Source organism: Chitinophaga sp. CC14 (assembly GCF_048957795.1).
Classification (GTDB): Bacteria; Bacteroidota; Bacteroidia; order Chitinophagales; family Chitinophagaceae; genus Chitinophaga; species Chitinophaga ginsengisegetis.
In genome coordinates this window covers 310,289-335,787 of the sequence record NZ_JARBFY010000005.1, presented here as the reverse complement: position 1 = coordinate 335,787, position 25,499 = coordinate 310,289, and the positions used below count along the sequence as shown (strand labels likewise).

Genomic DNA, 25,499 nt, shown 5'->3' with positions numbered 1-25,499 from the left:
TTACAATGCTTATTTTTTAGCAGTAGGTTTTTGCGGAGCCACCGGTTCCGGTGCAACACCTGTTTTGCTTTGCCTGATCACCTCGAACACGAGGGAAGCTGCTACCAGCAAGAGCAGGAGTACAGAAGTGATATTGGCTATTTTCAGTCCTTTCAGGAATGTTTGCGGCTCAAATTTCATTTCTATCTTATGTTCTCCGGCGGGTATTTTCAGCCCGCGCAGTGCATAGTCGGTACGGATAATATCAGTGGGTTTGCCATCGATAAATGCGTTCCAGCCGGCAGGGTAGTATATTTCAGAGAACACGCCGAAACCTTCCTGGCTGTTGCGGGAAGTGTATTCCAGTTTATTCAGGCCGTATTTGGTGAGTTTGATGGCGGCGGTACTATCGGCGCCTGGCTTGAAGCTGCCCAATTGTTTTTCAAACCGTTTGTCGATCACGGCGGAGTCGCGGGTATTCAGCGCATCCAGCGTTTTCATCTCTGTATTGGCATCGGGCGCCCATACGATGTCACGTACAAACCATGCATTACCATAGGCATCCGGGTTGCGCTGCGCCACCGGCTGCCCTGTTTTCTGATCGGGTACGATAAAGTATTTCGTGTTGAGCATGTTCAGCACATGCATATTGTTTTTGGCGATCTGGTGGGAGATGAGATCCTGGTAGATCCACAATTTAGCGGGGCTGTAACCACCGATATTTTTGTGGAAGTAAGAAGGAGAGGCATCATCAAACGGAGAGGTGGTAAGATTGAATACGCGATAGTATGGGTCCGGGTCCTGTTTGATCTGTTGATCAGCGGCAGAGGGCTGCAGGTCCTGCATATAGCTCATATCATCTACGAAGCTTTCGCTGCCGAGGTAGTTCTTATCTACCTGCCACAGATCGATGGTAACGGCTGCGGTGATGATGATAGCCGATACCTGCCATTTCATTTTGTTTACCAGGAAAGCCCAGATAGCGCCGGCAGCCACGAGGACGAAGAATGCAGAGCGGAAAGCATCTGTCAGCAACAGGCTGGCGCGGTCTTTCTCGAGGGCGCGGATAAGCAGTTTTCCGTTTTCCTCGCCACCCATCATTTGGGCGAAATATTGCAGCATGTTATCGTCGCTGGCGGATTTGAAGCCTACAAAGAAGTAGCTGATGAGGATAAAGCCGAGAAGGCATGCGCCGGTGATCAGGGCCGATTCTTTCAGTTTTTTCAGCAGTTCTTTGGTGGTGTGTTTACCATTGGCAATTTCCTGTAAGCCCCAGCAGGCCAGCACTACAAAGGTGAGTGATGGCAATACCAGCGCCTGCGCGGGTGCGCGGAATTTATTATACAGTGGCAAATAGTAGAATAGCGGATCATTGATGAACGCCAGGTTTTTACCCCATGCGAGGATAAAGCCGATCACCGTTATGGCGATCAGCCACCACTTATGCCAGCTCTTCACTAACAGTAACGACAATACGAAAAGGAAGCAGATGATAGCGCCTACATATACAGGGCCGGAAGTACCTTTCGACTGGGCGCCGTAGTAGAGTGGTAATTTCTGCTGGCTCAGGAACTGTTCTACCTGTGGTTCAGCGGCGCCAAGACTGATCATTTGCTGACCAAAGTTGGAACTTACCTTCAGCTTCTGGCCAGAGGAATTACCCACGTAGCCAGGGATGAGGAGCGTACCTGATTCTGCTTTACCATAGCTCCAGTCGTATGCGTAATCGATATCCAGGCCGGTAGACTTCTTCTGGTTTACGTCATCTTTATCCAGGGTGAGTTCCGATTTGCTGCCACGCATGGTGTAATCGGTGTATTCACGCAGGATCATAAGACTGTCCATAGAAGTGAGTACGGCCAAAACGCCGGCCACGGCCAGCAAGGCCGAAGCTTTGAAAAACTGGAGCAGTTGTTTCTCCCGGAAAAAATGTATAAATGCACACACGGCCAGGCAAAGCACCATGATCAGTGTGTAGTAGATAATTTGCAGGTGGTTATTGTAGATCAGCATGGCAGTGGCCAGGGCTGTTAACGCAGCGCCGGTGATCAGGCGGCCGCGGTAGGTGAGCACAATGCCTGCGAGTACAGCGGGCATCAGGGCGATGTCGTACATCTTGGTAACGTGCCCCACATCGATGAGGATCACATTATAGGAGCAGAAAGCAAAAGCGATGGCTCCCATTACCCGGATCCAGTATTTAAAATCCAGTATACAGAGGAGCAGGTACATGGATATCATGGCCAGGAACAGCATATTAACAGGATCCGGCGTATACAGCGTCACAATTCTATTCATGTACGCTATTTTATTGGCACCCGGACCTGTATATATCACGTAGGAGGGCATCCCTGCAAACATACTGTTGGTCCATAACGGACGTTCGCCGGTTGCTTCATAAAAGTCCTTTGCCTCTTTCGCCATTCCTTTTACATTCTTCATGTCGCTCTGATTCACCACCTTGCCTTCAAGGACAGGAGCGCAATACACAAATGCCAGCAGGAGGAAAAGCCCTATTGCTGCAACATGTGGAAGAATGGCTTTTAGCCAGTTTTGCTTCATCGGATATTTTGGATTTAGTTTTAAAGAAACAAAAATAACTGTAATTTATCCGAAATTTCAATATGCACTGGATCCGGTTTCTCTTAAAATTTGCATTTATATGCAATCTGTGCTTTATAATCAGTGAAATCCTGCGCATTACAGCTTATGACCATTCTTTTGATAACGTGGTGAATCATATACTGGTATTGGGTGTAGGTATTGCTTTTCCGTTGAATGCCCTTTTATGTGTGCTGACGGGTGTGTTATTATTGTTAAAAAAAATACAATGGAAAACATTACCGCCCTGGTTATATTTGTTCAATATTGCTATCCTTATATTTCAACTTATAGTTAATTACTAATGCTCAGAAATCTGTTAAACGATAAGCCCACCAAACTGTTCGTGATATTTACCAGCTTCTTTGTGGCGAATGCGCTGATTGCAGAATGTATTGGCGGTAAACTATTTTCCCTGGAGAAGTTACTGGGATTGCCTGTGCACACCTTCACCCTGTTCGGCGAAAGTGGATTGGCGTATACCTTAACGGCAGGGGTGTTGCTATGGCCGCTGGAATTTGTGATGACGGATATTGTGAATGAATACTTTGGCCCGAAGGCCGTGCGCCGTATTTCTTACATCGCCGTGGGGTTGATCTCCTATGCGTTTATTATGTTTTGGGTAGCCATGAGCGTGCCCGCCGATGGCTGGTGGAAAGGCAGCCGCGCCGATGCCGGTATCCCCGATATGCAGAATGCCTTTACCAGCATTTTTGGTCAGGGTATGTGGATCATCCTGGGTAGCTTAACAGCCTTCCTGGTAAGCCAGATCGTGGATGTGACCGTGTTCCATAAAATTAAAAAGCGTACCGGCGAAAAGCATGTATGGCTGAGGGCAACAGGTTCCACCATTGTATCGCAGCTGGTAGACAGCTTTATTGTATTGTACATTGCCTTTAAGCTGGGTAACGACTGGAGTTGGCAACGGGTACTGGCTATATGCCTGGTGAACTACAGCTATAAGTTTGTGGTGGCGGTGGCGCTTACACCGCTGATCTACTTTATAGAGCACCGGATAGAGCGTTACCTGGGGCATGATACCGCCAGGCAGATGAAGGCGGCGGCCATGGGGAAGGAGCAACCGTTTGAAGAACCTGTTACCAACAACTGATAAAAAGAAAGGGGCTGTTTGATTAAACAGCCCCTTTCTTTTTTAATATTTTGCTTTTACCATGTCTGCCACTACTTTATCGATCGGCAGGGTTACGGCGCTTGACGAAAACTCGTCCCAGCTGATCCAGCGGGCGCGTTCCACTTCTTCCACGCCTTCCGGTATGGTAAAGTCGAACGGTGTAGTGCTGACCGATGCCGTGAACGGCGACAGCGGCGTTACGAGGTAATAAATAGAAATGATCTGTGTAACATTATCGAAAGCCGAGATCTGGAAGAAGTCGGTGGTATAGATATGTTCTACCACTTTTACGTCCTGGCCCAGTTCTTCCTGCCATTCGCGGACGATGCACTCCAGGGTGCCTTCCCCGAACTCCAGGCCGCCGCCGGGGAATTTGGTATAATAACCCCCACGGATATACTCATCGCTTACCAGCACCTGCTTCTGATCGTTGATCATGATGCCGTATACTCTTACGTTAAATCCTGTTTGCATATGCTTATTTAAAAAGGGCTAAAACCACTTCTTCTTCATAAAATACCAGCTGATGACTACCGAAATAGCGATCGACAAAATAACCGGTATATAGAAGGCGTGAAGGGTGTGCTGGTAGGGGATATCCACGTTCATGCCGTAGATACTGGCCACCAGCATGGGAAATGTAAGGATAATGGTAATGGAGGTAAGCCGCTTCATCACCACGTTGAGGTTGTTGGAGATGATGCTGGCAAAGGCATCCATTGTACTGCTGAGGATGTTCGTATATACGTTGGCCATTTCCAGTGCCTGGGAAGTATCTACGATCAGATCCTGCAGGAATTCTTTTTCATCTTCATTCAGTCCCAGGAAATTGGTCCGTTCCAGCTTCATGAGCAGCAGCTCGTTACTGCGCAGGGCGGTTACAAAATACACCAGGCTTTTCTGGATACGCATAATACCCAGCAGTTCCTCGTTCCGGTTGGAATCGTATAATTTAGCCTCCAGCATGTTCCTGCGCTGGTTAATTTCCTTCAGGTAATCGAGGAAATTGATGACCACTTTCTCAAATATTTTCAGGACCATCATGTTCCTTTTTTCGGGAGACCGGTTATGAAAAGTATTCAGGAACTTTTTGATGGCGGTATTGTCGAAGGAGTTCACCGTAATGATCTGGTGGTGGGTCAGGATAATTACGATGGGGATGGTGATGTAATAGGCTTCGCTTTCGTTGATCGAATTATTTTCGGTCGGCGTTTTCAGAACAATGAGCTTTACATTGTCTTCCAGCTCAAACCTGGCTTTTTCGTCAATATCGAGGGAATCCGTGAGGAAGTCCAGGGGAATATCGAGTTCCTCGGATAACTGTTCAAATTCAGCCTGTTTAAGCGGGGGGGTAATATTTACCCAGGCACCGTTTTCCGGCTGGTGTATTTCTACAGTTTTGGAATCTATATTTGTAAAATACTGGATCATCGGGCGCAAAGGTAGTTAAAATGTTGAATCCTGTTTTCATTTGATGTAATATTGTGCAACAGGAAACAGTTAAAATATTTTATATATAAATGGGAGTTGTAAAACATCAGAGTCTGCGGTCGTCGGTGTTGATTTATTTGGGCTTTGCGATAGGCGGGATCAATACGTTATTACTGTTTCCGGTATTTTTCAGCGGGGATCAATTCGGGTTAACCCGGATCATAGGGGATATAGGGGTGATTGTGGTACCGTTTTGCACGTTCAGCACGGGTTTGATGATCAACCGGTTTTATCCTTACTATGCCTATCATTTGCCGGAGAAGAAAAACGACCTGATGGGTTGGGTGGTAATTGCCACCCTGATAGGGCTGGCGTTATTCTTTGTCGGGACGGTGGTGTTTAAGGATCTGATTGTCAGGAAATATGTAACGAAATCGCCCCTGCTTATAGAATACTTCTATTTCCTGTATCCTTTTGTGACGGGGATTGTATTGTTTTCGGTATTTGAAAGCTATAGCTGGTCGCGGCATGAAACGGTGGCGCCCAACTTCCTGAAGGAGCTGCTGATCAGGATTATGACTTCGGCTATTATTGGCCTGTATGTATTCAAGCTGATCAGTTTTATTGTTTTCATGTGGCTTTTCAGCCTCCTGTATATCATTGCGCTGGTGCTGTTGCTCTTTTATCTCTGGCGCAAGGACCTGTTGTATTTCTCCATAAGGGTGAGCAGTGTTACATCCCGGCTGTATAAGCGGATGATGATCTATGCGTTTTCCCTTACGTCGGCTACTATTTTTAACCTCCTGTCGCAGAACATCGGGGCGTTGATTATTGCGAGTATCAGCGGATTGGATGAGGCGGCGTATATGACCATTGCCACTTACATGGCCCAGCTGATACAGGTGCCGCAAAGGAGTATTTCTTCTATTGCCACACCTATTATTGCCCAGTCGTGGAAAGATAAGAACATGGCTAAGATTGACGAAATTTATAAGAAGTCGTCGATTTTACAGCTGGTAGCTGCGCTTTTTATTTTCTGGGAGATATGGCTCAACATTGATGATATATACCGGATCATGCCGCATGCGTATTCTTCGGCTAAGTACCTGGTATTTTTTATGGGTGTTGCCAAGATCATTGACATGGGCACCGGGGTGAACCAGCAGTTACTGGCTACTTCCCGTTTCTGGCGGTTTGATCTTACTTCGGCCACGGTGCTGGTGATATTGTCTATTCCACTGAATTATTTCCTGATAAAGAAGTATGGCATGGTAGGATCGGGTTATTCCATGATGATCTCGCAGTTTGTGTTTAACGGTATCCGCTTATTGTTTATCCGTAAGCGTTTCGGACTGCAGCCATTTTCTATTAATACGCTGAAGGCAGTAGTCGCCAGTGTGGCGATATACTATATCAGCAGCCTGCTTCCGCCCCTGGGTAATCCTTTTATCAGTATTGTAGTACACGGACTGTTGTTCCTCGTGTTGTTTGGTGGCGCCATATTGCTGATGCAGGTATCGGAAGATATTAATCATACTGTTGCGGCTACGTTACGTAAGGCGGGCAACAAGGTGTTCAGAAGAAAATAAGGTTACGGATATAAATAAGAAAGCCGCCCAAGTAATTGAGCGGCTTTCTTATTTATAGTTTTAATTATTTAGCAATCTCGCCTTCAAACACCAGCGTAGCCGGGCCACAGAGCCAGATATTTTCAAAGGTCCGTTCACCGGTTTTGGTGAAGCGTACTTCCAGTTGTCCGCCTAAAGTTTGTACCGGCACTATGTATTCCTTTTCTTCGGCGCCTGCGAAAGTGAGTGCAGCGGCGGTTACGCCGGTGCCACAGGAGTAGGTTTCATCTTCCACACCTCTTTCGTAGGTCCGCACAAATATGCCGCTTTCAAATTTCTGTACAAAGTTCACGTTGGTACCTTCCGCTGCGAAGCGGTCGTTGTAGCGGATGCCACGGCCTTCGTTAAACACATCTACTGCCTGTACATCTTCCACAAATTTTACAAAATGGGGAGAGCCGGTATTGAGGTAGTAGTAGAGGGGGCCATGTTCCACATCATCCACATTCTGCATTTTCAGGTTTACCCAGTTGCTGCCATCAATGGTAGCTTCATGTTCTCCGTCGACTGCAATGAAGTAGAGATTGCCATCGCCAACGCCCATTTTATTGGCAAAGGCTACGAGGCATCTGCCACCGTTACCGCACATGGTGCCTTCGCGGCCATCTGCGTTGTAATATTTCATGGCAAAGTCGTAGTCTTCACTTTTGTTGAGCAGCATTAAGCCATCGGCGCCGATGCCGAAGCGGCGGTCACAGAGTTCATTCACCTGTTCGTCTGTAAGCCAGTCGTATTGCCCTTCCCGGTTGTCCATGATGATAAAATCATTGCCGGTTCCCTGATATTTATAGAAATGAATATTATGCATGGGTACAAAGATAAAAAATTAATGCCGTTGTTAAATAGCGGCGATGATCCCCAGTCCTTTTTCAATCATTGCTGCCACTGCTGCGCCGCCGTCTTTGCTGAATTCCTGGCGGATACGGTTGGCAACGATGGCGCTTATGGAAAGGCATTCGTGTCCCAGTACGCGGCCCATGCCATAGATGCCGGAAGTTTCCATTTCAAAGTTGGTGATGCGGTGGTGTTCGTAGTTGAAGCTGGTGAGCTTATCGATCAGGTCTGGATTAGACAGGGCGCCACGGAGTACGCGGCCCTGCGGTGCATAAAAACCCGGGCAGGTAACGGTGATGCCTGTATGAAAACCATCTGTGAAATGTTCCTGTAGTTTGGCGGATGCTTCAAAGAGACAAGGATTGGCGCCGCCGGGCTGCAGGAATACCTGTCCGCGGAACGACTCTAACAATTGCTTTTCTGCGCTGGTATTTTCAAACACATAATAGTTCATGAGGTTGTCGAGGCCAAGCCCGTGCGACGATACCACGAAACTATCCACCGGTATGTTTTCCTGCAGCGCGCCGGAAGTGCCGAGGCGGATGATTTGCAGGGAAGTGAGCGTTGATTTTACCTGGCGTGTTTCAAAATCTATATTTACGAGTGCATCCAGTTCATTGAGTACGATATCGATATTATCGGTGCCGATGCCGGTAGAAACTACGGAGAGTCGTTTGTTGCCGATATAGCCGGTATGCGTTACAAATTCACGGTGCTGATATTTACCTTCTATTTTATCAAAGTGTTTGCTTACTTCACCTACACGGTCAGGATCGCCTACGGTGATGATGGTATGAGCCAGTTCATCCGGTCTTACGTCGAGATGATATATGGCTCCGCGGTTGTTGATGATCAGTTCTGATGCTGCAATACGATTATCCATTGTACTAATTTTTATTTTTCACAAATCAACATTTCCTGTTTTCCTGCCTCAATATTCCTTTGTTCTGCTATATTATCAAAATATTTTTTCAGATATTTTTTAAATAATATTTGGTGGTTGTTAGAAATTCACTACTTTTGCAATCCCACAAAACGAATGAGATGTACGCCAGTGGGGGACTTACGGCGAACATTTTGAAACTGATGGTTCCGTGGCCGAGTGGCTAGGCAGAGGTCTGCAAAACCTCGTACAGCGGTTCGAATCCGCTCGGAACCTCTACATATCTTCTTCTCAAAGCCGCGTAAACCGCGGCTTTTTCATTTCCGGTAAGGCTTTAGTGAATTTTTGCAATAACAGAGAGGCATATTTATGTGCTATTGCGGGGATATGGTATACCCGGCGTATTCCCGGGGTATCTATGAAGCATCTACGGCGTATAGGTGGACTTGATGCGGAGATGCCCGCTGCTGGCTGGCTTCAGGGGTAAAAAAGAAATAATGCAAAGTATGCTGAAATATCAATTCAAAAGATTATATTGCATACCCCGCAAGAGGCAGGTGAGGTTATCAGAAGGCAAGAGATTTATCAATAATTTACTATAGCTATCTAAACACAGCGTGTGTAATTGATAATAAAGATATCGGCGGCATTTTCTATTAAAATATGGAGCTGCCATCATTTTCCGGTCAACAAGCCTTCTGCATGCAGAAGGCTTGTTGCGTTTTATATACATTAAAAAGAAGTGGTTATGACAGAGATTATTAAAGTAACCGCCGAAGATTCCAAGCACCTGAACCAGGTGAAGCTGCTTTTTCGCGAATATGCCAATTGGCTAAATGTAGATCTTAGTTTTCAGCAATTTGAAGATGAGCTGGCAAACCTGCCGGGTGTGTATGTGCCTCCAACCGGTGCATTGTTCCTGGCATTGGTAGATGGACAGCTGGCCGGATGTGTGGCTATCCGGTCGTTTGACGACAGTACAGCTACTGCAGAAATGAAGCGTCTTTTTGTAAAGGATGCATTTAAAGGACATGGTGTTGGGAAAGCCCTTGCCAGTGCAGCTATTGCAGAGAGCCGCGAGCTTGGATACAAGCGGATCCTGCTGGATACATTAGCGCATATGCGTCCTGCAATTGATTTGTACACTTCACTCGGATTTCAGCCGATAGCTGCGTATTATGATAATCCGATCAGCGACGCGGTGTATTTGTCGTTGAATATTGAAGAGGACAGTTTAACTTAAAAAAAATGCAGCGGAGGATTTCCTCCGCTGCATAACATATAAAAGGATGATGGCTTACAGGGGTCTTATCCAGATGTTCCTGAAGCTTACCGGATTTCCGTGGTCCTGCAGTGCGATGGATTTAGCACCGTGTTTTACATAGGTTGGTTTGCCGATATATTCTGTTTTACCTTCCAACTCCACATTATTCTGCACCAGTACGCCATTTTGCAGTACAGTGGCTCTTGCAGGAGATTTCAGGGAACCGTCGCCGTTAAAGCGGGGAGCGGTCCAGATCACATCATAGGTTTGCCATTCGCCTGGTTTTTTGCAGGCATTTACCAATGGAATTTTTTGTTTGTAGAAGCTGCCGGCCTGCCCGTTGGAGTAGGTACGGTTATTATAGTTGTCCAATACCTGCAGTTCGTATTGTTCCTGCATAAAGATACCGCTGTTGCCGCGGCCCTGGCTTTCGCCTTTTACTTCAGCAGGAGTGCGCCATTCGATGTGCAGCTGGAAGTCTTCAAACTGTTCCTTTGTTTTGATAACGCCACCTCCTTTTACAACGGTCATAGCATCGTCTTTCACTTCCCATTTGGCCGGGCCTCCTTTTTCTGATTCCCAGCTGTCGAGGTTCTTTCCATTAAACAGTACGATGGCATCTGATGGCGCCGTAAGGGTTTCTGTGCCGGGTGTAATTACTTTTGGTACCGGCTCCCATACTTCCGTGGCTTCAGGCTTCATCTGCTCTTTGTTTTGTGCTGCTGCGCTAACGGCGAGCAGGGTACAGGCAGATAACAGTAACGTACGCATGTGTCTTTTATTTTTTTTCGGGTAGATGATATTTAAATTATGTTTTCGTTCAGGCGGTAACGTTAGGCAGATGGTACCCGTTATGGTATTCTGCTGCTAACAGTTTGTTGGCATCGCTGTCGGTGAACTTACCTGTTTGCTGATCCCAGTACACTTTTTTACCGGTGCGATAGGCGATATTACCCATTTGTGCGGTAGTGGCCACGAGAGAGCCCACCTGTACGGAAGCATGGAGGTCGTCCAGTTTCCTGGATTTTATCACTTCCACAAAGTTGGTAGTATGGAGGTCGAGGCCGTTATCAACGGATTTTTGGCGTGGTACGGCTTCCATTTTTCCTTTTTCGGGGATTACTTCCCAACCGCCGCGGTCCAGCACCAGCGTGCCGTTGTTGCCAATGAAGGCAATACCGTGATCGCGTCCGTAAGGGCCACCATCAATACCTATGGCCTGTTCCCACTGAATGTTATAGTCTTCAAATTCATAAACGGTGGTGAGTGTATCCGGTGTTTCGGCTGCATCATCGGGGTAGGCGAATTTGCCGCCTGCTGCCATGATGGATTTTGGTGCGCCGGATTTCATGCCCAGCAGGGCATAGTCGAGGAGATGCACGCCCCAGTCGGTCATTAAGCCGCCTGCATAATCCCAATACCAGCGGAAGTTGAAGTGAAAGCGGTTGGGGTTAAAAGGCCGTGTGGTGGCGGGGCCCAGCCAGGCTTTGTAATCCACGCCTGCAGGTGGAGTGCCGTCTGGTTTTACGGGAATGGATTTCATCCAGCCCATATAGGCCCAGGCTTTTACCAGGCGAACCTTACCCAGTTTGCCGGAATGCACAAATTCGATGGCATCTCTGAAGTGTTTTTGGCTGCGTTGCCACTGACCTACCTGTACGGCGCGGTTATATTTCTGTTGTGCGCCTACCATTGAGCGGCATTCTATGATAGAGTTGCCCATTGGTTTTTCTACGTATACATCTTTACCGGCGGCGCAGGCATCTGTCATTTGCAGGCAGTGCCAGTGGTCGGGTGTACCGATAACAACGGCATCGATGTTTTTGTCTTCCAGGAGCTTGCGGTAGTCGCTGTAGGCTTTTACTTTGATGCCTTTCTGCGCGAGTTCGGCCACCCGTTTGTCCAGCACGTTTTTGTCCACGTCGCAGAGGGCAACGCATTGTGCAGCGGGGTTTTTCAGCATGGAGGTGAGATCTGCCCATCCCATGCCGTTAATGCCGATGGCGGCTACATTGAGCCGGTCGCTGGCGGCTACTGTTCGCAGTGGGAATGCCTGCAGCCCGGCAGGCAGTGCAGACACGAGACCTGCTCCGGCCATCAACGTGGAGGCAGATTTGATAAAGTTTCTTCGGGAATTATTCATGTAATAAAACGTTTTGTGGAATTGTTAAAATGACAATTAAAAATACAAAATAGGGAAAAAAGCGGATTTATTTGTGCGGATTTTATGAGCGGTGGGGATCGCCTCCGGCGATGAAAATTGTCTTGGAGCAGGATTAAACTGATTACATGGATTACGCTGATTTTATTTTTTTCTTTGGGAACTGGAATATTTTAGATGGGGGCTTTTGGGAGCAAGGTATCCATCTTGCTATTTAAATACTATTTTAAAATAGTATCGGCGTAATCACTGAATGATTACGCCGATATTAAACAAGAGCATTAATACTATTCTTCCTCCGGTTCTTCGCTTTCCCCGCCAAGACTGAAGTTCATCATAGTGCCCAGCAGATCGCTGAAGCGTGTTTCGTTTTCCACTACTTTTTTGCTGATGAGCGAGTAGGACGAGAGGCCATGCAGCACGAACTCCATGAGCAGCAGGGCTTCTTTGCTGTTGGCTTTCGGGAAGCGGGCTTTGATGAGATCTTTCAAACCTTCTACTTTACTGAGGGTAGCATCGTATTGTTTGTCGCTGATATCCTGCAGGAGTTGAACGGAGTTACCTTTGTCAAACCACTGAATCACGCTACGGTAGGGGTTTTCAGCGGGTGCGCCGGCTTTCTTTTTCTTAAAGGAGTCCGGGTTGGGGAAGTAGATGGCAAAGAGCGTGCGGATGGCTTTGTCCAGCAGGTTATGGGCTACCTGGAGCGGGCCTTCCTGTTCGCCTTCGTATACCAGTTCTATTTTCCCGGTGATAGCGGGAATGATGGCCTGCAGATCGGCGATGCGCACCTGTGTTTCCTTTTCCTTGTTGATGATGGCGCGTCGTTCGCCGGCGCTCACCGCGTTTTCGTAGGCGGCGATGGTTAAGCGGGCAGATACACCGCTTTTCTTATCAACGTATTCACTGGAGCGGGCTTCAAAGGACACCTGTTCGATAAGGCGTTTCACCATATCGGCGATTTGTACTTTGGCTTGTTGCTCTTCGTGGATATCGGCTTCCTGTTCTGTGATGAGCAGGGAGTTTTCTATTGTTTTCGGGTAGTGGGTAATGATCTGGCTTTCGATCCTGTCTTTCAGCGGTGTTACAATAGAGCCGCGGTTCGTATAGTCTTCCGGGTTAGCCGTAAAGATAAACAGGATATCCAGCGGCATTCTCACTTTGAAGCCCCTGATCTGTATATCGCCTTCCTGGAGGATGTTAAACAGGGATACCTGTATGCGTGCCTGGAGGTCGGGTAGTTCGTTGATCACAAAGATGCCGCGGTTTGACCGTGGAATGATACCGAAGTGGATCACTCTTTCATCTGCGTAGCTGAGTTTCAGGTTGGCGGCTTTGATAGGATCGATATCGCCCACGAGGTCGGCTACGGAAACGTCCGGAGTGGCGAGTTTTTCACCATACCGTGCGCTGCTGTGGAGCCACGTAATGGGCGTTTGGTCGCCTTTTTCGGCGATCAGGTCTTTCGCATAGCGGGAGAGCGGGTGAAAGGGATCATCATTTACTTCAGATCCTTCCACTACGGGAATATATTCATCCAACAGGTCGGTCATCTGGCGGGCCATGCGTGTTTTCGCCTGACCGCGTAAACCGAGGAAGAGGATATTATGTCTTGAGAGCAGGGCTCTTTCTGTATCGGGGATCACGGTATCTTCATAGCCGATGATGCCGGGGAAAGTGCTTTCTTTTTCTTTTAGTTTTTTGATCAGGTTACGCCTGATCTCTTCTTTTACGGAAACTGGTTTATAGCCGCTTTTTTTGAGTTCGCCTAGTGTTTTTATGTTTGTGTTCATCATTGATAATTACGCATTACAAATTGGCAGTAGTTTCTGGCGGATGCGGAGATCCGGTTTTCACTATGCTGCTGTTTACTATTAATAAAACTTTCTTTTACCGCTTTCGAAATCGCGGAAGAGAAACTGTCCCAGTTTATCGGTGCCGGAAAAGAAGGCTTTACCGCTGTTGGTTTCGGTAAATTCCGTTACGAACTTCTGGAGCCACGGATCTGTGGCTACCATGAAAGTGGTGATAGGTATTTTCAGTTTTTTGCATTGGGCGGCCAGGTTGAGGGTACGGTTGAGTATTTTCCTGTCGAGGCCAAAGCTGTTTTTATAATACTGTGATCCAATTTTCAGGCAGGTGGGTTTTCCATCTGTGATCATAAAGATCTGTTTGTTCGGATTGCGCCTGCGGCGGAGCAGATCCATCGCCAGTTCCAGTCCTGCTACAGTATTGGTATGGAAGGGGCCAACCTGCAGATAGGGAAGGTCTTTGATTTCTATCTGCCAGGCGTCATTTCCAAACACAATGATGTCGAGGGTATCCTTCGGGTAGCGGGTGGTGATCAGTTCTGCCAGCGCCATTGCCACTTTTTTGGCGGGCGTGATCCTGTCTTCCCCGTAAAGGATCATGGAATGGGAGATATCGATCATCAGGGCGGTAGACGTTTGTGTTTTGAAGTCGGTTTCTTTTACTTCCAGGTCGTCCTGGCTGATGGAGAAACTGTCTATACCGTGATTGATCTGCGCGTTACGGATGGAGGCGGTAATGTCCAGCTGATCTACGCCATCGCCAAATTCGAAGGGGCGGGTTTCGGCATTGAGTTCATCGCCCATGCCGGATTTGCGGACATTATGATTGCCGGTAGCTGATTTTTTCAGTTTACCGAAGATTTCTTCCAATGCGTTCTTACGGATGGTTTGTTCTCCTTTGGAAGTAATTTCTATGGCGCCGCTTTCCTCGTTTTCACGGATGTATCCTTTATCTTTCAACTCCTGAATAAAATCGCCGATACCGTATTCCTGGCTGGTGAGATTATATTCGTTGTCCAGCTCGGTGAGCCATTGCAGGGCTTCTGACACGTCTCCGCTGGTGTAGGTGAGGAGTTGGGTGAAAAGGTCCAGTAGTTTCTGGAAAGGTGGTTTTTTGTTTTCGTCCGGGTTGAACCTGGTAAATTGTATTCCTCTCATAGCTTAGCTCATCTTCTGAATTAAATTTACCACTTTTCGCGGAGAAAGTGCAACCTCCGGGGAGGGGATCGCCTCCGGCGGAAGTAATCTACCATGATTTTCTTCTCCTAAAACTTGCATTTTAGATTGAAAGCAACTACTTTCAATCATCAAAAAAATAGCTATATGAAAAAACTGAGAAATGCATTGATGCTGGCAGGTGGCCTGGCGGTTGCATTATTTGCAAAATCGGCAGCTGCCCAGAGCAGGGCAGATGCATTGGGATGGAAGCTGGGAGCGCAGGCGTGGACATTCAATCATTTTACCTTAGCGGAAGCGCTGGATAAAATGGACAGCTGCGGTATCCAGTACGTGGAAGCATATCCCGGCCAGGTGATTGGTGGTGGTATTGAAGGTAAATTTGATTACCATATGTCGCCTTCCAAACAGGAAGAGGTAAAAGCGCTGTTTAAGAAGAAGCACAAAGTGCTGCAGGCTTTTGGCGTGGTAGTGCCTGAATCGGCTGCTGAATGGCGTATGCTGTTTGACTTTGCCAACAGGATGGGCATCCAGAGCATTACTTCTGAGCCTAAGCCGGAAGACCTGGACCTGATTTCTTCCCTGTGTGATCAATACCAGATTAAGCTGGCGATACATGATCACCCGAAACCAAGCCGTTACTGGAGCCCTGAAACGGTGCTGGAAGCGATCAAAGGCAGAAGCAAATTAATGGGCGCCTGTGCGGATATTGGTCACTGGGTGCGCTCAGGACTGGATCCGGTAGAATGTATCAAAAAACTGGATGGTCATATTGTAAGCCTGCATTTCAAGGATCTGAACGACAAATCTCGTGATTCCCACGATGTAGTTTGGGGTAATGGTGTTTGCCAGATGCCGAAAGTGCTGGAAACACTGAAAAATCAGAAGTTCAAAGGTTTGTTTTCTGCAGAATACGAATACCACTGGGATTACAATGTTCCTGAAGTGAAGGCCAGCGCTGCTTTCTGGAGAACTATTGTAAGTAACCTGTAATAACATAGTTATCATTGTTGGATGATGGATCCGAAGATAGCGGCCTGGCCGGGATCTTCGGATTTTTTTGTGACTGTCCCATACCGGACATGACCGAGGCTGCGCTGGTTAACCCGGTTAAGAGTTTAAGCGGAGCATAATTCCCTTTATTATAAAAAGGAAAGCCCATACCAACCGGTACGGGCTTTGCTTTTTATATCGGGTATGTTGACGGTTACTTTGCGGAGTCCGCAGCGCCTTGCGGTACTGCATTGGAATCGCTGGTATTCACCTGTACGGCGCCGTCTTTATTTTTTCTTGTGCCGTTAGGACCAAATTCACCTTTCATCTGGTTTAACCAGGTAATGAACTGTTGTGCATTCTGACCATCGCGTTGTAAGTCGTTGGTCATCCTGTTTGGCGGCAGGGAGCTGTAGTAGCGCAGCTGCTGTTCACAGTCCTTGATTACCTGGTTCGACAGTTCTTCTGCCCTTTTCGCATCGCCGGCCATGTAATAGGCGTAGATGGTTTGGATAGAAGTATAGTTGTGCATGTTACCAGGTGTGGTGAGTGCATACGGGAAGTTGGTTTCCATGATGTTTTTGTCCATGTAGCGGAGCACGTTGAGGGCGCTGTCTTTAGAGGCGCCTTCCTGTGTCATGGCTACCGACAGTTTGGTAAATGCCTGACGGAGGTACATGATCATTTTCCTGTTTGGCTCATCGAAGTAGGTACCGCGTGTTTGAGCGCCACCGAATTCAAATTTGTGCATCAGGTTATCGTACATCACACCTACGTTCGCATTGATGTCCATGCCCAGCGGATCAGTAGATGTAGCTTTTGGCAAAGGCACCAGGTGGTAGGTAAGACCATCGGTTTGCATGTATTCATTCAGGCCAAGATCGGTAGGGCTGGTAAAATAGATAGGCCGTTTCCAGTCGTTGGCAGCGATGATATCATATACTGCGAGGTCATTTTTCAGCAGGTAGTTTTTGGTGATTTTGAAAGGCATGGAAGCTAAGATCTTCGCACTGTCTTTCGCCGCTACCACTCCATTGGCGAGGATCGCCTGCTTGTCTACCGGGATAAACAGCTGACGGGTAGGCAGGAAGTTTTCTGCGCCGCCATCCTGCGTGGTTACTTTACTGTTTACATCATCGCTTCCCATGAAGTTCATGATTTCTTTCAGGTTAAAGTATTTGTCGGCAGGAATATTTCCCGGATCGAAGAAGCGGATATAGTTGCGGTTTTCACCTTTATATTTATCGGCAGACCAGGTCATTGGAATAGCAGGGCTTTCGTTTACGGCTCTGCGCATCTGATCGATGTACCAGTCCACTCCGAGGAGGCTGAGGTTGATTACCCTGATATCAGGGCGGATGCCTTCTACTTCCTGTGCGTACCAGAGGGGGTAAGTATCGTTATCTCCAACGGTGAACAGGATGGCATTTTTCTGGCAGGACTCCAGATAATCTTTGGCCACGTCCCTGGCTACGTATTTGGTAGAGCGGTCGTGGTCGTCCCATTCCTGGAAGGCCATCAGTACCGGTACGGCGAGCAGGCAGATAGCAGTAGCCAGTACGGGGGTGATGGCACTCTTGATCCTCTTTTTCAGGAAGCTGTATACCGACAGTACGCCCAAACCGATCCAGATAGCAAAAGCGTAGAAGGAGCCTACGTAGGCGTAGTCACGTTCACGCGGCTGGTTACCTGCCTGGTTGAGGTAGATGACGATTGCGAAACCTGTAAAGAAGAACAGGAGGGATACGATGAGGGTATCTTTACGGTGATTATTATATTGATAGAAGAACCCGATGACACCGAGAATGAATGGCAGGAAGAACAGGGTGTTGTGTGCCTTGTTATCTTTCAGACTGTCTGGTATCATGGACTGGTCGCCATATAAGAAGTTATCGATGAACGGAATACCTGAGATCCAGTTACCGTCACGTACGTTGCCGTAGCCTTGAGTATCGTTTTGTTTACCGGCGAAGTTCCAGAGGAAATAGCGGGCATACATGAAGTTCACCTGGTATTGGAAGAAGAATTTCATGTTATCGATAAAACCTGGTTTTTCGCCTTGCTGGAGGCCCAGCCAGGTGCGGTAGTAGTCGGCGTGGCCCTGATCGTTGCTGGCATCCCAAACGCGTGGGAAGAGCATCATATCAGCCGGATCGTATTCCGGTTCCATTTTCTTGCCGGCGATTTCATATTTTTTCGCACCGCGTGCGTAGATGTTGCCGCCTTCTTTGTACCCGGTTGGGCGGGCAGTGAACACCTGGCCGTATACCAGCGGGAAGTCGCCGTATTGTTCACGACCGAGGTAACCTACCAGGGAGATGGGGTTATCTACGTTGTACATGTCTACTGAAGGATTGGCAGTAGAGCGTACCATTGTGGTGATATAAGTAGAGTAGCCTACCAGCATGAACAGCACGAAGGAGATAGTCAGCCGGCTGAAGTGTGCTGTTTTGGATATATCCATTTTCACGCCTACTGTTTTCAGCAGGTATGGGATGGCTATAAAGAAGCCAGCCAGTAAGAATTTGAAGGCGATAGTGCCACCGCTTGCCTCGTTAAATGCGGGTACCAGGATGATGGTAGCGATAACGATGAAAGGTGCGTAGATACCGAATTTTGGTTTACGGTAACCGATTACCAGCAGGGCTATGATGAGTACGAAATAGAAGATAAATCCGGAGAAGTATCCCATTCCGAGGCTATTTACGAAGAATACGTCCATATATCCGGATGCCTTTACAGTATCCTGGATGAGGTATTTCTGTACGAGGCCGGTGATGCCGCAACCGATAACGAAGGCCCAGAAGGTGCCCCAGCCGGTTACTTTAAAGCGTCTGAAGTAGTACACCATTACCATAGCGGGGATGGTGAGGAGGTTGAGCAGATGGACGCCGATAGAGAGGCCGAGGAGGTATCCGATGAGGACGATCCAGCGGTCTGCATAGGGTTCATCGGCTTCATGTTCCCATTTCAGGATGGCCCAGAAAACGATGGCGGTAAAGAAAGAGGACATACCATATACTTCACCTTCCACGGCGGAAAACCAGAATGAGTCGGAGAAGGTGTAGGCCAGGGCACCTACGGCGCCTGCGCCCATGATAGCGATCATTTTTTCACGGGAGATCTCTTCACCGGCTTTCACCATGAGTCTGCGTGCGAAGTGGGTAATGGTCCAGAACAGGAACAGGATGGTGAAACCACTGGCCAGGGCTGTCATGGTATTTACGCCCAGGGCGGCCTGAGATGGTTTCAGGAACATACTAAACAATCTTCCAAGCAACACGAACAATGGCGCTCCGGGCGGATGGGGAATCTGTACTTTGTAAGCACTTGAAATAAACTCGCCGCAGTCCCACAAGCTGCCTGTAGCTTCCATCGTTTTAATGTAAACAAAGCAGGCAATGATGCAGATGACCCAGCCGACCATGTTGTTGGTCCTTTTAAAATTCATAAGGTTGTTTTAAGGTCCGACAAAAATATAAAAAACAGCAAATTATGCTAATCTGGCGAACAGTTTTAACTTTTTGTAAATATCTTTTTAGCTGTTAGCCTTTGGCTAGCAGCATCCGGGCGCCGGATGGGAGTTTTCCGGGAGATTAAAAAAGCATTATAATTCAATGATTAAGCGCTGAAGGTTACAGGCTCACGGCTGTTTGGACGGTCCATGCGGCGGGTTTCGCATTGAAAAGCGCTTTGGTGGCGGCCCATGTTTCCCGGAAGAGGGGGGACTGGCGGTACTTTTCGAGTGCGGTTTCAGATTCCCATTGGCTGAAGGTGAACCAGGTGTTTCCGGAGGCGGCATGTTCCCATAGTTCCAGGTGGAGGCATCCGGGGAAGTTCCGGATGAGTTCCTGTTGTTTGGCAAAGAGTTCCCGGAAGGTGTTTACTTTTTCCGGGTCAAATTCCATTTTAACGATACGGTTAATCATTGAAAAATTATTCTGACAGTTTGGTAGTATGACAGTTGCTGGTATCCGGCGGGCTGTGTGAGCTGGTCGCGGCGGAAGCCCTGCAGGCCGAACAGGCCGGCTGCATTTCCTTTATTGATGGCTATTTCCAGGTAACCGGCAGCGTTGAAGAGGGCAAGTTTGGTGCCTTCGGGAACGTCTGCATAGGTTTCGCTGATCTGGCTGATGACTTCATCGCGGCGGAAGAAGATGCGGAACTTCCGGTTTTTACATTGCATATCGAACTGTTGGCGGGTAATATTTACTACTACGTTTTCGAAGCTGTCGATATGAATGATCTGTCCTTCTATGAAGTCGTCGCCTACAAGTGGCTGCAGGTTGTGTTTTACGTGAATCTGCTGTGTGAGCGGGCCCAGTTCACCGAGGGCTTTGCCGCGGCTTAGTTCCCGGGCGGCAGAGGCCATGAGCTGGATAATGGTAAATGTGTTCCTGGGTGCATCCGGCGGAAGGGGCAGTTTAATGACCTTCTCCGGCATACCTCCGGCAATCATGGTGAGCAGGCCATTGTCGGCGCAGCCGATGTATTGTCCGTTGTGTTCAGCTACCAGTACGTGATCCGGTCGTTTATCGAATAAATTGATCAGTACAAAGTGGAAGGTGCCCAGCGGGAAATAAGCAAAGGCGCTTTTGCAGATATAAGTAGCCTGTGGTAAATTAAAGGGGCTGATATGGTGTGTGACGTCCGTAACATGACATTCCGGGCAGTATTGCCAGAGCTGCCCTTTAATGGCACCTACCAGGTAATCCTGCATTCCTATGTCTGATGTTAAAGTTATAATGGACATGCCCGAAAATCTAAATCCAAATCCCAGTGTTCAAAACCCACGAATCAATTCCCGTCCTCACTCGTCTATCCGTTTTTCATTTATCCGGAATGGCAAATTAAAAGTGCGCTTTCCTTCCAAAAAAGATGCCATTGGGGGTTAAGTGAAATAAACTTAGTGCAAATAAAGACAAAAAAGCCGAGGCGATCGTATTTTAAGCAGAATTTTTTGCACTAACGTTAACGGCTACAGTGAAAAGATTGGTTACTTACTGAAGAGGAGAACCGGGTTCTTTTTTAAAGTGATTGTAAACCATTTTGTCGAGGAAGCCGGGGAGAAGTTTACTTAACAGCACGGTGAGCTTGCCCTGGCTGGTGAGTACCAGCGTACGTTTTCGTTTGGCGATAGCGGTGGCAATAGATGCTGCCACTGCTTCTGCGCTCATCAGCTTACCTTCATCCAGCGGAGTTTCGCTCTGTGCCTGTCCCTGTGGATTGAGAGCGGTATTACGTATATTCGAGGCCGTGAATCCGGGACATACCCACATCACGTTAACGCCTGTATGTAAATTTTCGGTACGCAGTGCTTCCAGGAAACCCTGCATGGCGAACTTGGAGGCAGAGTAGCCGGTACGCGCCGGTAAGCCCCTGTACCCGGCAATGGAAGATACGCCTACAATGGTTCCTTTGTTAGCCTGAATAGAAGGATATGCAAATTTGGTACAGTATACAGTTCCCCAGAAATTGATATCCATCAGCGATTTCAATACGCTTACATCCAGGTCGCGGAACAGGGCGCGCATGGAAATGCCTGCGTTATTGATGAGGATATCTATTTTTCCGAACTTGCTGATGGTACTTTCAATAAAGGCTTTACATTCGGCCTCTACACTGACATCCGCAACGAAAGTAAACAGCCGGGTGTTATTGACTTCCTGTTGCAGGTCAGTGAGGGCAGCCTGCTTTCTGCCGCAAACTGCCACATTAGCGTCATGTGCCAGTAATTCTGTTACAAGGGCTTTACCAATTCCTGACGATCCGCCGGTGATGACAACCGTTTTATTCTGAAAGTACGTTTTCATGGGTATAATTTAGCCCCACAAAAATAGGTGAGTAACATCAATTTATTACAAGGTATTTACAGAAATGTAATGAACTATTTTTGGGTATGAGGTGTTATAATACTTTGTGGGAGTGGGTTTGGGAATATTTTTGAATAAAAGTTTGGCGGAAATAAAAATATTCCTATTTTTGCAACCGCTTAACAGCAAAGGATCTCCTAGCTCAGTTGGTAGAGCAATACACTTTTAATGTATGGGTCTTGGGTTCGAGTCCCAAGGGGATCACTGGAAAGTTTCAAAGCCTGCGCTAGTCGCGGGCTTTGTTGTTTTGGTCTATTTGTTAGTCTATCAAAGTACGAAATCGCGATTCGTTGTTACTTAGTTTTATTCGGGTTGACTTGTCAATACACAATCACAACATTTAGATTTTAAGTGCATATTTGTGTTCAGCTGTAATTCCTATTTTAGAGGCATTATATCATAATTTTTATGCACCAGCAAAGATCGACTTGTTCCATTTTTTTTTATATTTGAGACAATGGAACTGATACCTTATCTGCTTACCCACACAAAATTAAACCCCGTCGAATGCGAAGCGATTAACAGCGCCTTTGCAACAGAAACGTTTGTAAAAGGAACCATATTGTCGCAGCCCGATAACCACCTCCAAAATGTTTATTTTATTGAAAAAGGATTGTTGCGTGCTTTTTATTATTTAGATGGAAAAGATATCACCCATTATTTTTTTGATGAGAATAATTTTACGGTATCTTTTGAAAGTGTTTTTTTTAACCGTCCCCATCCCTATGGCCAACAGGCTTTGGAGGAAACTACTTTGCGTATTATCCCTTACAGCAAACTCGATGCGCTTTGTAATGATATCCCTGCATTTAAAGACTACCGGCTGAAGGTATCGCTGCAAGTGGTCAGCATGTTATCAGATAAAATCCTTTCCCTGCAATTTCAATCCGCCGAACAACGCTATAAGAACCTGCTCGACAAATTTCCCGGCATATTGCTAAGAGCGCCCCTGGGGCATATTGCGTCCTACCTGGGCATTACGCAGCAAACGTTAAGTGTGATACGGGCGGGCAGGTAGCCGCCTTCATTTTTTAATATATCTTAAAAATAAGTTCCTAAGGTCTTACTTCATTTGCATAAAGAAACCCGGAGAAAAAAAATCATATGCAAATTACAAATAACAGTGCCCATCACCTCTTTATTTCCGATGCAGTAGGCCTGGCATCTATCTTTCCATTGCTTAAGCAAACGCTTGCTGTAAGTGCCGGTGCCCATGTATCGCTGCTATATAGCTCGGCACAGGGTGATTTTCATTTTAAAAAGGAGCTCGTTATTTTACAAAGCCGTTATGCCACGCAATTATTTGTTTATTATATCTCAGGAAGCGATACTGAGCCGGGAGTAGATTTACAAAAAGAAATAGAAGCGGCTATAAATGCCAATACAAAGCCTTGCATGGAATTTACAATTTCGGGCAACAAATTTTTTACAGGTCGCGTGGAAGTAATACTCCGTTTTTTAGGCATACAAAACTACCGCCTGCAGGAGCAGTATTTTAAGGAATAAAAACATAATCATTTTGATACAGTTCTTTGTTGTTATAAACTGAAATGAGTTATCGGTTCTGGTTAAAGCAAATCTATCTATCATTTTTTAAGATATATTAAAAGCATTGCAGTTTTTTTGAATTTGCTTTACAGTGTAAAATTATTAAATAATCAAATTATGAAGAAAGTATTGTTCTGCCTTGTATTAATGTTTATAACAGTTATTGGCTTTGCCCAATCCGCCAATGATAATTTTGCAGGTAAATGGAAAACCGAAGAAGGCGTCATTATCACCATTTCCAAAAGCGACGGAAAATTTACCGGTATTGACCCCAAGGGGCGTCCTACACTCTATAATGTACGTTTGGAAAAAAATGAGTGGAAGGGCACAGTTGAGAATCATGAAACAAATCAAAAGGGAAATTGTGAAATTTACCTGGAGGGAAAAAAACTGAAAATTGTAGCGCATAAAGGCATTTTTTCAAAAACTATGTACTGGGTAGAACAGTAAGCACCGAAAATTGTTTATTTCTAAATTAAATGTATATGGACATCAAACAACTCGCACAGGATGCGGCATTAAAATTGAAGCTGTATCTGGCCACACTGGGAGAACCGCTGGACAAAGCACATGAAGTAAGCAGCGCCGGGGATGCCGGCTTGCGTAGCGGCGAACTCTCTGAATTGACTATTATCACAGATTTGAAACCCGATGGAGCTCGAAATCTGCGGCTGATTTTTGAAACGTTAAAAGGTAACCTTACAGGCGCCAGAAAAGTTGGTACGCTCCACGACATGCGTTTTGTGTTTTTAGAAAATGACACCAAGCTGCTTTTCTGTACTTGCTATGACGGTGATTGGGATACCTATATCAATGACTTTGCAACCAAAATACCGGAGATGATGGATCTGATTTTTGGAAATATTGAAGGCTGGCCAGGCATAAAATCTCCTGCCGTAAAAGAATTTATTTTGAGTAAGCAAATAACAGCCTCGGCCTGGTTTGTAAGCCATCCAAACCTTACAGTTGCCGATACAACACGTTTGGAAAAAATTGGGGCAGGTCTGAACAAACTTTTGGAATTGTAGAGGCTTTAAACACTTCTTTAATGAAACGGGAATATATTTTGTTTTCGCGGGAAGCCGAAGATTTACCGGCAGATTTCGAGCAACATATAGCGACCATCAATGCAGATGTAAAGACGTTTGTAGAAAGGTCGCCTTCTGTAAGCAGTACAAATTATCATACACGGGATGCCCATGCAAAAGGATATGCAGCCCTGAAAGCGGAATTCACAATTCTTAATAATTTGCCGGATGAACTGGCGCAGGGAATTTATGCATGTTCGGGAAAACATGAAGCTGTAATTCGATTATCTAATGGAGCGGCACGGGTTTCCCTGGACAGGTTTAGCAGCAATGCCCAGGGCATGGCGATCAAAGTCCTGAATGTGCCGGGCAAAAAATTGGCCCCCGGAGAGGAAGATACTCCCAATGTGGACTTTAACCTCATTAATCATCCTATCTTCTTTTGCAACTCCTCCCATGACTATATGTTTATAGATAAGCTGTTTCACAGATTGCACGAATACTTTGGCAAAGGCGCCTGGGGTAAAATTGAATTAGCTTATCTGTGGACAACCGAAATGGGCAAAGCATTTCCAAGCAGAAACACCCTCAGGGAGTTAAAGGCATTGCTGTCTTTCCAGGATATTAAGCCCCAAAATACATTTTTGTATAATTTTTATAGTATGGGAGCGGTACGACATGGCAAGTATATAGCGAAGCTGAGGGTGCGCCCCTGTGAGGAGTCGGTAAAGAAGGTACATCAAATCGACGTGAACATTGACAATGACGACGAGGCCTATCGAAAATCCATTTTAGAAACCATTCGTAAGCAGGACTTTAAATTTGAATTTCAGGTACAGCTTTGCAAAGATCTTAATAAAATGCCTGTAAACGACCTCACCGTAGAATGGTCCCAGGAGTTGTCCCCCTTTCAAACGGTTGCAGAATTGTATGTTCCCCGACAGGAAGTTGATGATGATGGAAATTTTGAAATAATGGAGCATCTTTCCTTCACTCCCTTTCGCTGTTTAGAAGCCAACCGCCCAATGGGCGACCTTCAAATGGCAAGATTGAAGGCATACCAGATTTCGTCGGAAACCAGGCATCGGCTTAATGGAAAGGAACGGAAAGAACCCCAAACGCTGAAAGAACTTTTTGGTTAACATTTCAAATTCTCT

22 protein-coding genes and 2 tRNA genes are annotated in these 25,499 nt (G+C 46.6%); 11 read left to right on the top strand and 13 right to left on the bottom strand.

The features are described 5' to 3' along the window. Positions 1–9: 9 nt before the first annotated feature. Entirely contained in the window at positions 10–2,541 is a 2,532-nt protein-coding gene (locus PV783_RS20975) for a YfhO family protein (RefSeq protein ID WP_363439396.1), read from the bottom strand. 343 nt (positions 2,542–2,884) lie between these two features. Here PV783_RS20975 and PV783_RS20970 point away from each other — a divergent pair, with 343 nt between their 5' ends. Further along, positions 2,885–3,691 carry a queuosine precursor transporter gene (locus PV783_RS20970; RefSeq protein WP_079472851.1) on the top strand — a complete coding sequence of 269 codons (807 nt, stop codon included), beginning with the start codon at positions 2,885–2,887 and terminating at the stop codon, positions 3,689–3,691. A gap of 42 nt (positions 3,692–3,733) precedes the next feature. Here PV783_RS20970 and PV783_RS20965 read toward each other — a convergent pair whose 3' ends face one another. Continuing rightward, on the bottom strand, positions 3,734–4,186 hold the full coding sequence (locus tag PV783_RS20965) for an NUDIX domain-containing protein (protein ID WP_079472852.1): 453 nt from the start codon (positions 4,184–4,186) through the stop codon (positions 3,734–3,736). Between the two features lie 18 nt (positions 4,187–4,204). Beyond that, positions 4,205–5,143 (bottom strand): magnesium transporter CorA family protein, encoded by a 939-nt coding sequence (locus PV783_RS20960; RefSeq protein ID WP_079472853.1) that lies wholly within the window; start codon positions 5,141–5,143, stop codon positions 4,205–4,207. An 89-nt stretch (positions 5,144–5,232) separates the two neighbouring features. Between PV783_RS20960 and PV783_RS20955 the strand changes: the two genes are divergently transcribed. Continuing rightward, a complete protein-coding gene (locus tag PV783_RS20955) occupies positions 5,233–6,732 on the top strand; it encodes a polysaccharide biosynthesis C-terminal domain-containing protein (RefSeq protein ID WP_079472854.1) in 1,500 nt (499 codons plus the stop codon). A 64-nt stretch (positions 6,733–6,796) separates the two neighbouring features. Here PV783_RS20955 and dapF read toward each other — a convergent pair whose 3' ends face one another. Both dapF and PV783_RS20945 read right to left on the bottom strand, forming a co-directional pair. Then, the gene (gene dapF / locus PV783_RS20950; RefSeq protein ID WP_079472855.1) at positions 6,797–7,579 is read right to left on the bottom strand and encodes a diaminopimelate epimerase; all 783 of its coding nucleotides are present in this window, start codon (positions 7,577–7,579) and stop codon (positions 6,797–6,799) included. Between the two features lie 30 nt (positions 7,580–7,609). Beyond that, entirely contained in the window at positions 7,610–8,488 is an 879-nt protein-coding gene (locus PV783_RS20945; RefSeq protein WP_420989442.1) for a nucleoside phosphorylase, read from the bottom strand. Between the two features lie 205 nt (positions 8,489–8,693). Here PV783_RS20945 and PV783_RS20940 point away from each other — a divergent pair. Beyond that, a tRNA-Cys gene (locus tag PV783_RS20940) sits at positions 8,694–8,764 on the top strand. A gap of 472 nt (positions 8,765–9,236) precedes the next feature. Further along, positions 9,237–9,731 (top strand): GNAT family N-acetyltransferase, encoded by a 495-nt coding sequence (locus tag PV783_RS20935; RefSeq protein WP_079472857.1) that lies wholly within the window; start codon positions 9,237–9,239, stop codon positions 9,729–9,731. A gap of 54 nt (positions 9,732–9,785) precedes the next feature. On the opposite strand, the gene PV783_RS20930 is transcribed toward PV783_RS20935, so the two are convergent. The 4 genes from PV783_RS20930 to PV783_RS20915 all read right to left on the bottom strand — a co-directional run bounded on the left by PV783_RS20930 (position 9,786) and on the right by PV783_RS20915 (position 14,882). After that, positions 9,786–10,523 (bottom strand): 3-keto-disaccharide hydrolase, encoded by a 738-nt coding sequence (locus PV783_RS20930; RefSeq protein ID WP_111579686.1) that lies wholly within the window; start codon positions 10,521–10,523, stop codon positions 9,786–9,788. A 49-nt stretch (positions 10,524–10,572) separates the two neighbouring features. Then, positions 10,573–11,895 carry a Gfo/Idh/MocA family protein gene (locus PV783_RS20925; RefSeq protein WP_111579687.1) on the bottom strand — a complete coding sequence of 441 codons (1,323 nt, stop codon included), beginning with the start codon at positions 11,893–11,895 and terminating at the stop codon, positions 10,573–10,575. 305 nt (positions 11,896–12,200) lie between these two features. Beyond that, positions 12,201–13,706: a sigma 54-interacting transcriptional regulator gene (locus PV783_RS20920; RefSeq protein ID WP_079473121.1), complete on the bottom strand. Its 1,506-nt coding sequence runs from the start codon at positions 13,704–13,706 to the stop codon at positions 12,201–12,203. A gap of 81 nt (positions 13,707–13,787) precedes the next feature. Beyond that, on the bottom strand, positions 13,788–14,882 hold the full coding sequence (locus PV783_RS20915) for a vWA domain-containing protein (RefSeq protein ID WP_079472860.1): 1,095 nt from the start codon (positions 14,880–14,882) through the stop codon (positions 13,788–13,790). 165 nt (positions 14,883–15,047) lie between these two features. Between PV783_RS20915 and PV783_RS20910 the strand changes: the two genes are divergently transcribed. Further along, positions 15,048–15,893 carry a sugar phosphate isomerase/epimerase family protein gene (locus PV783_RS20910; RefSeq protein WP_420989441.1) on the top strand — a complete coding sequence of 282 codons (846 nt, stop codon included), beginning with the start codon at positions 15,048–15,050 and terminating at the stop codon, positions 15,891–15,893. A 214-nt stretch (positions 15,894–16,107) separates the two neighbouring features. Here PV783_RS20910 and PV783_RS20905 read toward each other — a convergent pair whose 3' ends face one another. The 4 genes from PV783_RS20905 to PV783_RS20890 all read right to left on the bottom strand — a co-directional run bounded on the left by PV783_RS20905 (position 16,108) and on the right by PV783_RS20890 (position 21,706). After that, entirely contained in the window at positions 16,108–19,344 is a 3,237-nt protein-coding gene (locus PV783_RS20905) for a DUF2723 domain-containing protein (protein ID WP_420989440.1), read from the bottom strand. A 184-nt stretch (positions 19,345–19,528) separates the two neighbouring features. Beyond that, entirely contained in the window at positions 19,529–19,822 is a 294-nt protein-coding gene (locus PV783_RS20900) for a putative quinol monooxygenase (protein WP_336387913.1), read from the bottom strand. Next, positions 19,819–20,646 (bottom strand): SAM hydrolase/SAM-dependent halogenase family protein, encoded by an 828-nt coding sequence (locus tag PV783_RS20895; protein WP_079472864.1) that lies wholly within the window; start codon positions 20,644–20,646, stop codon positions 19,819–19,821. Before PV783_RS20895 ends, PV783_RS20900 begins: the two co-directional genes overlap by 4 nt. 247 nt (positions 20,647–20,893) lie before the next feature. Continuing rightward, positions 20,894–21,706, bottom strand: a complete 813-nt coding sequence (locus PV783_RS20890) for an SDR family oxidoreductase (RefSeq protein WP_420989439.1) — start codon at positions 21,704–21,706, stop codon at positions 20,894–20,896. A 191-nt stretch (positions 21,707–21,897) separates the two neighbouring features. On the opposite strand from PV783_RS20890, the gene PV783_RS20885 reads away from it, so the two are divergent. The 6 genes from PV783_RS20885 to PV783_RS20860 all read left to right on the top strand — a co-directional run bounded on the left by PV783_RS20885 (position 21,898) and on the right by PV783_RS20860 (position 25,484). After that, positions 21,898–21,970 (top strand) — tRNA-Lys (locus PV783_RS20885). A 253-nt stretch (positions 21,971–22,223) separates the two neighbouring features. After that, entirely contained in the window at positions 22,224–22,784 is a 561-nt protein-coding gene (locus tag PV783_RS20880; RefSeq protein WP_420989438.1) for a Crp/Fnr family transcriptional regulator, read from the top strand. Between the two features lie 86 nt (positions 22,785–22,870). Further along, positions 22,871–23,272: a hypothetical protein gene (locus tag PV783_RS20875; protein ID WP_420989437.1), complete on the top strand. Its 402-nt coding sequence runs from the start codon at positions 22,871–22,873 to the stop codon at positions 23,270–23,272. Between the two features lie 159 nt (positions 23,273–23,431). Beyond that, on the top strand, positions 23,432–23,764 hold the full coding sequence (locus tag PV783_RS20870) for a hypothetical protein (RefSeq protein ID WP_420989436.1): 333 nt from the start codon (positions 23,432–23,434) through the stop codon (positions 23,762–23,764). A 35-nt stretch (positions 23,765–23,799) separates the two neighbouring features. Next, complete coding sequence (locus PV783_RS20865) at positions 23,800–24,342, top strand: hypothetical protein (protein WP_420989435.1); 543 nt, start codon at positions 23,800–23,802, stop codon at positions 24,340–24,342. 20 nt (positions 24,343–24,362) lie between these two features. Beyond that, positions 24,363–25,484, top strand: a complete 1,122-nt coding sequence (locus tag PV783_RS20860) for a catalase family protein (protein WP_420989434.1) — start codon at positions 24,363–24,365, stop codon at positions 25,482–25,484. Positions 25,485–25,499: the final 15 nt, after the last annotated feature.

Coding starts and splice junctions, on each gene's coding strand:
- PV783_RS20875 (WP_420989437.1), top strand. CDS start 22,871: ATGCAAATTACAAATAACAGTGCCCATCACCTCTTTATTTCCGATGCA.
- PV783_RS20960 (WP_079472853.1), bottom strand. CDS start 5,143: ATGATCCAGTATTTTACAAATATAGATTCCAAAACTGTAGAAATACAC.
- PV783_RS20860 (WP_420989434.1), top strand. CDS start 24,363: ATGAAACGGGAATATATTTTGTTTTCGCGGGAAGCCGAAGATTTACCG.
- PV783_RS20895 (WP_079472864.1), bottom strand. CDS start 20,646: ATGTCCATTATAACTTTAACATCAGACATAGGAATGCAGGATTACCTG.
- PV783_RS20930 (WP_111579686.1), bottom strand. CDS start 10,523: ATGCGTACGTTACTGTTATCTGCCTGTACCCTGCTCGCCGTTAGCGCA.
- PV783_RS20915 (WP_079472860.1), bottom strand. CDS start 14,882: ATGAGAGGAATACAATTTACCAGGTTCAACCCGGACGAAAACAAAAAA.
- PV783_RS20920 (WP_079473121.1), bottom strand. CDS start 13,706: ATGAACACAAACATAAAAACACTAGGCGAACTCAAAAAAAGCGGCTAT.
- PV783_RS20935 (WP_079472857.1), top strand. CDS start 9,237: ATGACAGAGATTATTAAAGTAACCGCCGAAGATTCCAAGCACCTGAAC.
- PV783_RS20910 (WP_420989441.1), top strand. CDS start 15,048: ATGAAAAAACTGAGAAATGCATTGATGCTGGCAGGTGGCCTGGCGGTT.
- PV783_RS20975 (WP_363439396.1), bottom strand. CDS start 2,541: ATGAAGCAAAACTGGCTAAAAGCCATTCTTCCACATGTTGCAGCAATA.
- dapF (WP_079472855.1), bottom strand. CDS start 7,579: ATGCATAATATTCATTTCTATAAATATCAGGGAACCGGCAATGATTTT.
- PV783_RS20970 (WP_079472851.1), top strand. CDS start 2,885: ATGCTCAGAAATCTGTTAAACGATAAGCCCACCAAACTGTTCGTGATA.
- PV783_RS20900 (WP_336387913.1), bottom strand. CDS start 19,822: ATGATTAACCGTATCGTTAAAATGGAATTTGACCCGGAAAAAGTAAAC.
- PV783_RS20965 (WP_079472852.1), bottom strand. CDS start 4,186: ATGCAAACAGGATTTAACGTAAGAGTATACGGCATCATGATCAACGAT.
- PV783_RS20865 (WP_420989435.1), top strand. CDS start 23,800: ATGGACATCAAACAACTCGCACAGGATGCGGCATTAAAATTGAAGCTG.
- PV783_RS20870 (WP_420989436.1), top strand. CDS start 23,432: ATGAAGAAAGTATTGTTCTGCCTTGTATTAATGTTTATAACAGTTATT.
- PV783_RS20905 (WP_420989440.1), bottom strand. CDS start 19,344: ATGAATTTTAAAAGGACCAACAACATGGTCGGCTGGGTCATCTGCATC.
- PV783_RS20945 (WP_420989442.1), bottom strand. CDS start 8,488: ATGGATAATCGTATTGCAGCATCAGAACTGATCATCAACAACCGCGGA.
- PV783_RS20880 (WP_420989438.1), top strand. CDS start 22,224: ATGGAACTGATACCTTATCTGCTTACCCACACAAAATTAAACCCCGTC.
- PV783_RS20925 (WP_111579687.1), bottom strand. CDS start 11,895: ATGAATAATTCCCGAAGAAACTTTATCAAATCTGCCTCCACGTTGATG.
- PV783_RS20890 (WP_420989439.1), bottom strand. CDS start 21,706: ATGAAAACGTACTTTCAGAATAAAACGGTTGTCATCACCGGCGGATCG.
- PV783_RS20955 (WP_079472854.1), top strand. CDS start 5,233: ATGGGAGTTGTAAAACATCAGAGTCTGCGGTCGTCGGTGTTGATTTAT.